Raw genomic sequence first — 10,903 nt, 5'->3', positions numbered from 1 at the left:
TTACCTTCCTATTTAAATTCAAAGGTAAGTTGGTAGGTGATCTTGCGAAAGTGAAGAAAGCGCCTTCCGGTAACTACACCACCGAGCATTACATGGATTACGGATCGGATGATGGCCAGAAAATTGGCTACCGAGCGTACCATTGGGCTGACAACTTTGCTGATGGACAAAAGCTATAGTAAATTCTTTTGCGTACCTATACGGCTCTAACGTTGGTTTAGAAAATACTAAGACACCGTATTTCTGGGCGATAAAAGATACGGTATCTCCTTCGAATGGTAACTCTGATTTATATTTTGCTTCGACGGTTAGTCGTATGGCTCGTTCAACAGACAACAAAATCACGCAAAAAGATCAGTATTCAAAACAGTCTCCGTCAGACTTAATTGCTTATAACTTTAATAATGCGAATAAACTGGTTGGCCTGGGCCCTGATGCTTGTACGATCAAACAAATCGCTAATGGTGAAAAAACGTTGACTTGGTACAACGGCCTCAACCGAGACGAGAATTGTACTGCAACAGCAGCCGACCTTGCGGGTCGCGAGAAAGTGACGTCTGCGACGCTTACTAATGATGGTAGTAAGAAAATCTCAGCGGCTAGCCTAAAAGCAAGCGCACTTAAGACACTTGAAGCTGTGGATCTAGAGTCTTCAACAGCATCTGATTTAACGGATAGCGACTTCGCTGCAATGAAAGCGAATTACGACGGTGCAGTGAAGAAATACAGCAACTTCAATAGCATTCAGTTCTGGAAGTAAGCCTCTTACCTCCATCATGATGTAAAAATGGGCAGTCTATCTGCCCATTTTGGTACCTGTATTACAGCGGGCTCGCAGTAACTTTTAGGACATTGACAGGACAAAAGAAAGTAATATCGGCTGAGTTCCACACTTAAGAAGTTGCCGAACAACACCATAGAGGCGACCTTAGGTGGCTCTACGTTGAACCTTTCTGCAAACAGGTAATTCATCACAGCAGGTGGTAGCATGGTGAACAGCACCATCATCTGCAAGTGTAGAGTGGGTAGAGGAATGAAGAAGTAGATGAACGTAAAAGCGATCGCTCCAGTGAACAGAGATTGCGCGGTACATAATAAGCCGACTTTCAGACCACTCAGCCTCAAGTTGACCATTTGTGAGCCCAATGACAATAGCATGATAGGAACAGCCGCTTGCCCAAGCAGCGATGTGGCTTCGTAGATTGGATTCCACACTGCAATACCGGACAAATTCAGTGTCATTGCTAATAAAGCAGCCAAGAATATCGGCATCTTGAAGATCTGCTTGATAGGGTTACCTTCGCTCAAGAACGCCAAGCCTACACTGATATGAACACACGCCGACATCACAAATAGCAGTACCGCTGGGGCTAATGCACTTTCGCCAAAGGTATACGTGAATAGCGGAATCGCAAGGTTGCCGCTATTGCGAAACATGTGTGGCGGAGCCCAAGCTTTGAAGTTGAGCTTAAAGATCTTACAGATCGGAATCATCAGCAGTGCGGGCACTAACACCGCAACCAAAGAGGCAGAAATTAGCGGCAGTTGTTCGGTGTCGAGTGGCATGGTGGTCAGCGATGCAAATACCAAAGCAGGGATACAAACATCCATGTTGATGCGATTGATTGGCTTGAAATCGGGCTTAAGCGAACGACCAACTGCAAAGCCAGCACTGGCGAGTGCAAAAGCGGGAAATAGAATGCTAACGACCTGTTCGAACATAGAATTCCTTTCTAAGCGTGTGTTATTTTAAGCGGACAATAGTTTTAAGCGGACAATATTTGGTCTACTACCGTCTAACGTACCAACATAACTTGGCTGCGTCATGGGTGTTGAGCACACCACGAGTAGTAATTTGTATTTCTTTGAATGAAGCACAAAAAAGACCAGTGGCGTTAGCAACTGGTCTTTTAAGGCTAGGCGAATCTGGACGGGTTCTTTAACAATAAAGGTTACCTAACAACAGTGAGTTATTCGCTAGCTCACAAGCTTTTTGTAATCTTTGAAATTGACGTCGTAGGCTTTCTCACCGTAGATGTAAGTCTCGCTGACGGTTCTATCGTCACCCAAGCTCATCAGTACAAATAGTTTTTCTTCAAGCTTGGTCGCTTGTTCTATTCTGAAGCGCATCAGTTGTGTCGCGTGCAGATCCAGTACCACGAAGTCGGCTTCTTTGCCTACTTCTAAGTTACCGATTTTATCTTCTAAATGCAGAGAACGTGCGCCACCTAAAGTTGCCAAAAACAGCGATTTAGCAGGGTGAAGTTTTTCTTGTTGAAGCTGCATGATTTTGTACGCTTCGCTCATGGTTTGCAGAATCGAGAAGCTGGTACCGGCGCCAACGTCTGTCCCCATTCCAACACGAATACCGTGCTCTTCCATTTTTGGCAGCTTGAATAATCCAGAGCCCAAAAACAGGTTGGAAGTTGGGCAGAAGGCGATTGCAGAATCGGTATCCGCTAGGCGTTTGCATTCGCAGTCTGATAGGTGAATACCGTGTGCAAATACTGAACGCTTATGTAGTAAGCCATAGTGGTCATACACATCTAAATAGCTGTCGCGTTCTGGGAACAATTCTAGAACCCAGTCGATCTCTTTCTTGTTTTCAGAAAGGTGAGTGTGCATGTACACATCTGGATACTCTTCTAACAATTTCCCTACAGTTTCCAGTTGCTCCGGGGTACTGGTTGGCGCAAAGCGCGGTGTCACTGCATACAACAAGCGGCCACGGTTATGCCATTTCTCGATGAGTTCTTTTGAATCTTCATAGCCAGACTCAGGAGTGTCGGTGAGGTAATCGGGCGCATTGCGATCCATTAAAACCTTACCCGCGATCATACGTAGGTTACGTTTCTCAGCTTCTTCAAAGAAAACGTTAACCGACTCTTTGTGCACGGTGCCGAACACGAGTGCTGTCGTGGTGCCGTTGCTCGCCAGTTCGTCTAGAAATAGCTTCGCCACTTTGTGCGCGTAGACTGGGTTTTTGAAACGTTTTTCTTCTGGGAAGGTGTAGTTCTCTAACCAATCAAGTAGCTGCTCACCGTAAGATGCGATCATCCCCGTTTGAGGGTAGTGGATGTGCGTATCAATAAAACCAGAGGTGATCAGTTTGTCTTTGTATTCTTTTACTTCGAGTGTTTTAGGCTGACGTGCCAATACGTCATCGGCATGACCCAAATCGACGATGTGGCCATTCTCAACTACTAAAACACCGTCTTCAAAATAGTCGTAAGACTCATCGATACCGACGTCTTTTGGGTCGGCTACGCTGTGTAAAATACTGGCGCGATAAGCTTTGCGTTGCGTTGTCATGTTTACTTCCTTTTAATGACTTCAGTAACGTTATGGCTACCGAAGCTTTGCGACTTGTATTAGGCGATCTTCTCTTCCAAAGGAGGTTCGCCTACATCGCTTGATTGACTGTGTTGATCGGTCAAATCCTGATTTTGATATTGTTTGGTTGGGCGCTTTTGTTCAAGCGCTTGGCCCTGATAGTGTGCGATCAGTTCACCCGCAACCGATACCGCGATTTCAGCTGGATGTTTGCCATTCACAGCGCTAATGCCAATCGGGCAAATCATAGTTTCAATTTGTTCTTGGCTGTAACCACGTTGTTCTAAGCGGAAGTCAAACTTCTTACGCTTAGTCAGCGAGCCGATCATGCCGAAGTAACGGCTGTCTTCACGGTCGATAATGGCTTTCGTTAAATCGAAATCAAGCTGGTGGTTGTGGGTCATTACTAGGTAGTAGCTATTCGGTGGCATGTGTTTAACTTCGCCAACCGGATCGTCTGTGACTAGCTTTTTGACACCGTGAGGAAGCGTGTCCGGGAACACTTCTTCACGTTCATCAATCCAGGTCACACGGAAGGGTAGGGTCGCGACAATGTGCAGCAGCGCCTTGGCAACATGGCCAGCGCCGAACAGCACGAGATGGTTCTGTTGAGTACCAATCGGCTCAAAGCTTAGCGTTGCCATTCCGCCACAACACTGGCCCAAACGAGCGCCTAGGTTAAAACGTTCCACTTTGAGCGATTTCTCACTGGCAATAAGCATCTCACGCGCCATTTTAGTCGCAACATGTTCAAGGTGGCCGCCGCCAATGGTCGCAATGATGCGATCGCGAGTAACCAGCATTTTTGTTCCGGCATCACGAGGCACAGAACCTCGATCTTCAAGAACCGTCACCATGACACATGGTTCGTAGTTCTCTTCCAGTTTTGCCAGTTCGTGAATCCAATTATCCTTAAACATATGTCCTCCTAAATCCCTTCTGTGCTTCCTAAGCTGTTTATTACGCCCTAGACATATCTATCAGCTTTAAGCCGTTTCTGATTGAGCATCGACCGAAGTCGGGGCTGTTTCAGAGACTTCCTGTATCGCCATCAGAATACGCTCTGGCGTTGCTGGTGTGTTGAGCTTAGGAATCGCTCCATCAACGGCCACGTAGCTAATCGCATCTTTCAATGCACTCCATACCGACATCCCCAACATGAAAGGTGGCTCACCCACGGCTTTCGAGTTGAATACTGTGTCTTCTGGGTTGCTGCGGTTTTCCAAAAGGTGCGTTCTGAAATCAATTGGCATATCAGCAATCGCAGGGATTTTGTAGCTTGCTGGGCCATTGGTCATTAAGCGTCCATGTTGGTTCCATACCAACTCTTCTGTCGTTAACCAGCCGACACCTTGCACAAAGCCGCCTTCAACTTGGCCGATGTCAATCGCAGGGTTCAGTGAAGCGCCCACGTCATGCAGAATATCAACACGCAGAATCTTGTTCTCCCCAGTGAGAGTATCGATGATGACCTCTGAACAAGAAGCACCGTAGGCGTAGTAGTAGAATGGACGACCGCGCGCCTTCTCGTGATCGTAATAGATCTTCGGAGTGCGGTAGAAGCCAGTGCTCGATAGCGAAATTTGGTTAAACCAAGCCAGTTCAACAAATGAGTTGAAAGTCATGATCTCATCGCGGATCTGCACCATGCCGTTCTTGAACACTACCTCTTCTGGAGACACTTTGAAGTGTGCAGAGGCGAAATCGATTAGGCGCTGCTTAATGGTTATTGCTGCGTTTTGCGCGGCCTTACCGTTGAGGTCGGCGCCCGATGAGGCTGCGGTTGGTGATGTGTTCGGAACTTTGTCTGTGTTTGTAGCGGTGATCTGTATACGTTCGACATCGACTTGGAACTCCTGTGCAACGATTTGTGCCACTTTGATGTTCAAGCCTTGCCCCATTTCCGTACCGCCGTGATTCAAATGAATACTGCCATCGGTGTAGATATGGATAAGCGCACCTGCTTGGTTCAAGAAAGTCGCAGTAAACGAGATGCCGAATTTCACCGGTGTGATAGCAAGACCTTTCTTCAAGATAGGGCTCTGCTTGTTGAACTCAGCAATTTCTTTACGACGTGCATGATAGTCACTACTGCGTTCAAGCTGTTCGGTTATCTCAGGTAAAAAGTTGTCTTCAACGGTTTGGTAGTAATGAGTTATGTTACGGCCTTCTTCGCCGTAGTAGTTCGCCTTACGTACTTCCAAAGGATCTTTTTTCAGGTACCGTGCAATCTCGTCCATGATGTGTTCGATAGTCATCATGCCTTGTGGGCCACCAAAGCCACGATACGCAGTGTTCGATGCGGTGTTGGTTTTGCATCGATGACCAACCACAGTTGCATCGCCTAGATAATAAGCGTTGTCTGAGTGGAACATTGCACGGTCGACGATAGAGCTTGATAAGTCTGGTGAGTAACCACAGTTACCTGCAACGGTAATGTCAGCACCTTGAATCACACCATTGTCGTCAAAACCGACGGTGTATTGATTATAGAACGGGTGACGCTTACCGGTTTGCTGCATGTCTTCATTACGCAGCAGGCGCATTTTGGTCGGTCGGCCTGTCAGGTGCGCAATCACCGCTGCCATACACGCAGGAGAGGCTGCTTGAGTCTCTTTACCACCAAAACCACCACCCATACGACGCATATCAATCACGACTTTGTGCATCGGTACGCCAATCACTTCCGCAACCAGCTTTTGAACTTCGGTCGGGTTCTGTGTTGAGGTGTAGACGATCATGCCACCATCTTCGGTTGGCATTACGCTACTGATTTGAGTTTCTAGGTAGAAGTGCTCTTGGCCGCCGATCTCTAGGTCACCAGAGATCACGTGTTTCGCTTTTGCCAATGCTGCTTTTGAGTCACCACGCTGTTGAATGTGGCTCTCTGTCACGAAGTGCTCTTTTGCTAGCGCTTCTTTAACATCAAGGATGGCAGGTAGCTCTTCGTATTCAATAATGGCTGCATGTGCGGCTTTACGTGCCGTTTCTAGATCGTTTGCTGCTACCGCAATCACGGGTTGGCCGTAATATTCTACTTTACCGTCAGCAAGCAGTGGATCACCCGGTAGGATTGCACCGATATCCAGCTCACCCGGTACGTCTTTGGCTTGGATAGCAATGGCCACACCTTCAAATTCGTAACACGGTGATACGTCGATCTTAGTGATCTTCGCGTGTGCTTGAGTGCTCAGGCGTGCGTACACGTGCAGTTGGTTTGGGAACTCTAGGCGGTCATCAATGTATACCGCTTCGCCCGTTACTTGCTTGGCTGCACTGTCGTGTTTAACGCTTTTACCCACGCCAGTTTTTAGGTCTTGTTTTGCAATGGCAACCATCTCTTCGTGGGTCATCGCATTGCTCTCGTGAACAGAGGAATTTGATTTAGACATAAGACGTTACCCTTGTTTCGATTTGGTTGTTTTTGTTCTGTTGTTCAATGAAGTAGCGACGCAGCATGTTAGCCGCCGACAATGAACGGTATTCGTGGCTTGCACGGAAATCAGATAGCGGCTCAAAGTCGTTGTACAGTTCTTGCATCGCTAACTTAATATTAGCGTCTGTCCATGGTTTGCCTAATAACGTATTTTCACAACGGGTTGCGCGCTTAGGCGTTGCAGCCATACCACCAAAGGCGATACGAGCGTGTGTTACCTTGCCTTCTTCGACTTGAATATCAAACGCACCACATACAGCAGAGATGTCATCGTCTAAACGTTTAGATAGCTTGTAAGCTCGAAAACTGTCATTGGCTGGTTTAGGGATGATGATTTGCTCAATGAATTCACTCTCTTTTTGAGCTGTCACCTTGTAGCTGATGAAGTAATCTTCGATCGGCATGATGCGTGACTCATCACCACAGCGTAGTTTGATTTTCGCGTTAAGTGCAATCAGCAGGGGAGGCGTATCACCGATAGGCGAAGCATTGGCAACATTGCCGCCGATGGTGCCTTGGTTACGTACTTGCAGCGAAGCAAAGCGGTGTAACACTTCACCAAAATCAGGGTAGTGTTTTTTCAGTAGTGAGTAAGAGTCACTGATTGGAAGGTTGGCACCAATGATTAAATCGGTGTCTGTCTCTTCACATACCTTCATGTCTTCAACAAGGTTTACGCTGATCAGTGTTTCAATTTCGCGATGGAATTGCGTTACTTCCAGTGCTAAATCCGTACCGCCAGCAACCAGCTTAGCGTTCGGGTGAGCTTGGAAAAGCTTGGCCAACTCATCGGTACTTCTCGGGGAAAAAGCAGTGAGATGGCCAAGGCGTAAGTTGGCTTCGGTGTCTTGAATACTTTCTAGCTTCTCGATGGTTTTGCGCTCGAGTTCAGCAAATTGATCAATCAAAGGTTGGTCTGTTGAAAGCGACATTGCAGCATCAACAATAGGGCGGTAGCCAGTACAACGACATAGGTTACCTGCCAATGATTCCATGACGTCTTCTTTACTCGCATCTGGCTTATTTTTACCAAGCGCAAACATAGACATGATGAAGCCCGGTGTGCAGTAACCACATTGGGAGCCGTGAAAATCGACGACCGCTTTCTGTACCGGGTGTAATGACTTATCTCGGTTTTGCAGATCTTCTACTGTGATCAGCTGCTTACCGTGTAACGCTGACACAAATGTAAGGCAAGAGTTCACCGAACGGTATTGCAGTTGTCCATCAACTACTTCACCGAGAACGACGGTACATGCGCCACAGTCACCTGACCCACAACCCTCTTTGGTACCTGTTTTATTTATCTTGGTACGAAGGTAATTGAGCACTGTCATATTCGGCGACAGATTGTCTTCACGTCTTATTTCCTGATTGAGCAAAAAAGTAATCAAGAGACCTCCTTGTAAATCGACATTGTTCCATGTGTATTCTTTTTGACTTCTAGGTCAATAATTATCCATCCTGACCCTGTGGTCAACTATTTATTTACAAAAATGCAACAATGAGGCGCTTGGTGTAATTGTATACAATCTAATTTTGTTTTTAGGGCTATGTTTTATATGGGGTTTTCTAGAGGCGTTCAGTTTTATGCTGTGGATGAATTGTTGGCTATGTATACAAGATAAAGGCAAGGTTTTTGGTGCTTGTGGGGTTATGTAAACGAGAGCAAATTCGTCATTTAGGTCTGATTGGGTGGTATTTAGAGCTGAAAATGAACCGATCTTTGTGTTTAGCATTTTGTAGAGGGCACAAAAAAGAGAAGTAAACACAGAGGCTTACTTCTCTCCCATCTTGTTAACAAAAAGTTGTTAACAGAAAGTTGTTAGAGCTGGATCGGAATGGTTAGCTCGTTATGATTTGTTCTTAAGTAAATCAGAGAACACAACGTGCAAGTCGCTTGATGCGGTGCTGCTGTCTAGGTTGAGCTTAGATCGGATGTGGCTTAGGTGTTCTTTCATTAAGTCAACCGCCTGTTCTTCATCGCCGGACTCAATAGCATCAAGTAACTGTTCGTGCTCGTCTTGAGAGCAGTTTGAGTGGTTACCGGTTTCGTATTGAGCGATCAACAGGGACGTTTGTGAGACTAAGCTGCGTTGGAAAGCGAGCAGTGGTGCGTTTTCTGCCATTTCAGCAAGTTTGATATGGAACTCACCGGACAGTCGCAATCCGGAACCATAATCGTCTTGTTCAAAGGCGCAGTTCTCTTTCGCAACCAGCTTTCTGCACTCATCGATCTGAGCTTTAGTCGCGTGTTTAACGGCAAGCTCTATGATAGCAAGCTCCATGACTTCGCGCGCTTTAAAGATCTGTTTAGCTTCATCTACTGTTGGTGCAGCAATCATGGCACCTCGGTTAGGACGGATCACCACAACTTGCTCTAAAGAGAGGCGAAGCAAGGCGCGGCGGATGATTGTGCGGCTAACTCCGAAGATTTCTGCTAGGGCTTCTTCGCTTAATTTTGTGGCTGGTGGCAGCCTTTGTTCTAATATTGCGTCGAAGATATGGCAGTAAACAACATCGTCTTGAGTCTGGCCTGTTACTTTTGTTTTTACACCTTTGGAGACAGAGTTTTTGAGAGCTGTCATAGAGATAAGGGCCCTTGTTTAGTCGAGTCGAGTTGGTCGAGAGTAATTCATGAGTATTATTCTATATTGTATACATTTATCTATACAATGCCACCGGATGAAAGTGCGATGCGCGCTTATTTGTTAATGGCTTATAACATTTAGTTTGCAGAGAACTGTGTGCAATTTGAAGGTTTAAGCCATTCTTCTTAAAACTAGACGCGATTATCACCACAACTGTACGCAACGATCTGGCTAATTTCGCTCAGGCTACGACCTGATTGCTGCTGCCATTCATTGAATGCTTTACTTGCCGCAACTTGGGCTCGCTTGGTGTTACGTCCACTGTCGATTACATCTGTACTTCTCAGGTGCGCTTCAACGTCAGAAGAGAGGATAAAGGTGTCTTTACCCATTTGGCGTAGGGTGTAGGCACCTGTATTTCCGCCCAATCGCTTGCCGTGTTTCTTTAGGTAATCCCACAGCTCTGTAATCCGTTCTGAAGGCCAGTCGGCTACCATTTGAGAGAAAGAATCCGCTTCACGTTTGGCATTGCGGATCATCATGGCATTAGCAGGAATCGTCATTACTTTGGTGAGGTGACGAATAATACGCGGGTCTTGCGCTTTGTGCTCCCACATTTCATTTGGCAGCATTAGCATTTTTTCGATGTCGAACTCAAAGAACACTTCTTCAAATTGCGGCCATTTCTTCCTCACTACACCCCATGAAATACCACACTGGAATATCTTTTGTGTGAAGGCTGCCAGCCAACGGTCATCGGTGATTTTTGATAAATCGTCTTGTGAAAGAGGTGCACGAACAATCTTTTCGAGTTCTGTTACCCCGCCTTTACGGTGAGCTGCTCGTTGGTAAATGGTGTCGAATTTTTCTTGGGTCATGGAAGGTTCCAAATTAATACGATTTTCTAAGATATAGGGTCGAATCTGGCAATTAAAACGATTCTGTTAATTAAAGTAAGTCTGTTAATTAAAACGAACAAGCCGAGTAAAACACGCTAGCTGAGCTTTAATTCCATTTGATACAGAGGCCAGGTGTTGCCATTGAATTCTTTGCATTTTGGTTCTTTGTCGACCACTTGAAAGCCCGCTTTGTCGTAGCAACGTTTTGCTCCGATATTTTGCTGAAAGACCGCTAAGCTGATGGTGGTGACATCTGGGATTTGTTTCGCAGCGTCTAATGCACTTTCTATCATGGACTGTCCAAATCCTTTGCCACGCTGATTTGGATGAATGGCGACTCGGCAGAAGCGAAGTTCATTGTCTGACATACGTTGAAACTCCATAAACCCGATCAGTTTAGTGTGATTACTGTTTGAACTCGGTTCAGAGAGAGCACTGGATTCAGAGAAGGTATAAAGCTCAACTTGAGGCTCTTGAGAGCGTTTGATAATCGATTCGGCTTCAAATGGCCAACCAAAGGTTCGCCCTCCCCAAAGCACGTAGTCTTCGAGCGATGTGAACCAAGTGACGATTTCGTCGGCGTCGGATGCCTTAAAGCGGTTTATTTCCATATCTTTTCTCCTTGTCGAGTGGTGTTTTCCTAA

Annotated in this window: 9 protein-coding genes; 1 reads left to right on the top strand and 8 read right to left on the bottom strand. The window is 46.2% G+C overall.

Features of this window, described 5'->3' with window-relative positions:
* The first annotated feature begins 316 nt into the window (after positions 1 to 316).
* Positions 317 to 760 carry a hypothetical protein gene (locus ACTRWI_RS10225; RefSeq protein ID WP_499131050.1) on the top strand — a complete coding sequence of 148 codons (444 nt, stop codon included), beginning with the start codon at positions 317 to 319 and terminating at the stop codon, positions 758 to 760.
* 14 nt (positions 761 to 774) lie between these two features.
* Here ACTRWI_RS10225 and ACTRWI_RS10220 read toward each other — a convergent pair whose 3' ends face one another.
* From ACTRWI_RS10220 to ACTRWI_RS10185, 8 genes are all read right to left on the bottom strand, one after another.
* Positions 775 to 1,722, bottom strand: coding sequence for an AEC family transporter (locus tag ACTRWI_RS10220; RefSeq protein ID WP_499131048.1), 948 nt, complete (start codon positions 1,720 to 1,722; stop codon positions 775 to 777).
* Between the two features lie 255 nt (positions 1,723 to 1,977).
* On the bottom strand, positions 1,978 to 3,312 hold the full coding sequence (guaD, locus tag ACTRWI_RS10215; protein ID WP_499131046.1) for a guanine deaminase: 1,335 nt from the start codon (positions 3,310 to 3,312) through the stop codon (positions 1,978 to 1,980).
* Between the two features lie 59 nt (positions 3,313 to 3,371).
* The gene (gene xdhC, locus ACTRWI_RS10210) at positions 3,372 to 4,253 is read right to left on the bottom strand and encodes a xanthine dehydrogenase accessory protein XdhC (protein ID WP_004737505.1); all 882 of its coding nucleotides are present in this window, start codon (positions 4,251 to 4,253) and stop codon (positions 3,372 to 3,374) included.
* Between the two features lie 66 nt (positions 4,254 to 4,319).
* Entirely contained in the window at positions 4,320 to 6,686 is a 2,367-nt protein-coding gene (gene xdhB, locus ACTRWI_RS10205) for a xanthine dehydrogenase molybdopterin binding subunit (protein ID WP_499131062.1), read from the bottom strand.
* Positions 6,687 to 6,717: 31 nt separating this feature from the next.
* Positions 6,718 to 8,163 (bottom strand): xanthine dehydrogenase small subunit, encoded by a 1,446-nt coding sequence (xdhA, locus tag ACTRWI_RS10200; RefSeq protein ID WP_499131043.1) that lies wholly within the window; start codon positions 8,161 to 8,163, stop codon positions 6,718 to 6,720.
* Between the two features lie 459 nt (positions 8,164 to 8,622).
* A complete protein-coding gene (locus tag ACTRWI_RS10195) occupies positions 8,623 to 9,357 on the bottom strand; it encodes a GntR family transcriptional regulator (protein WP_499131041.1) in 735 nt (244 codons plus the stop codon).
* Positions 9,358 to 9,551: 194 nt separating this feature from the next.
* Positions 9,552 to 10,238 carry a DNA-3-methyladenine glycosylase I gene (locus tag ACTRWI_RS10190; RefSeq protein ID WP_499131039.1) on the bottom strand — a complete coding sequence of 229 codons (687 nt, stop codon included), beginning with the start codon at positions 10,236 to 10,238 and terminating at the stop codon, positions 9,552 to 9,554.
* Positions 10,239 to 10,354: 116 nt separating this feature from the next.
* The gene (locus ACTRWI_RS10185) at positions 10,355 to 10,870 is read right to left on the bottom strand and encodes a GNAT family N-acetyltransferase (RefSeq protein WP_499131037.1); all 516 of its coding nucleotides are present in this window, start codon (positions 10,868 to 10,870) and stop codon (positions 10,355 to 10,357) included.
* Positions 10,871 to 10,903: the final 33 nt, after the last annotated feature.

Source organism: Pseudoalteromonas sp. G5_S1_14_S5 (genome assembly GCF_054968605.1).
This window is presented reverse-complemented; position numbering and strand designations above follow the sequence as displayed.

Coding starts and splice junctions, on each gene's coding strand:
- ACTRWI_RS10225 (WP_499131050.1), top strand. CDS start 317: ATGGCTCGTTCAACAGACAACAAAATCACGCAAAAAGATCAGTATTCA.
- ACTRWI_RS10220 (WP_499131048.1), bottom strand. CDS start 1,722: ATGTTCGAACAGGTCGTTAGCATTCTATTTCCCGCTTTTGCACTCGCC.
- guaD (WP_499131046.1), bottom strand. CDS start 3,312: ATGACAACGCAACGCAAAGCTTATCGCGCCAGTATTTTACACAGCGTA.
- xdhC (WP_004737505.1), bottom strand. CDS start 4,253: ATGTTTAAGGATAATTGGATTCACGAACTGGCAAAACTGGAAGAGAAC.
- xdhB (WP_499131062.1), bottom strand. CDS start 6,686: ATGACCCACGAAGAGATGGTTGCCATTGCAAAACAAGACCTAAAAACT.
- ACTRWI_RS10195 (WP_499131041.1), bottom strand. CDS start 9,357: ATGACAGCTCTCAAAAACTCTGTCTCCAAAGGTGTAAAAACAAAAGTA.
- ACTRWI_RS10190 (WP_499131039.1), bottom strand. CDS start 10,238: ATGACCCAAGAAAAATTCGACACCATTTACCAACGAGCAGCTCACCGT.
- ACTRWI_RS10185 (WP_499131037.1), bottom strand. CDS start 10,870: ATGGAAATAAACCGCTTTAAGGCATCCGACGCCGACGAAATCGTCACT.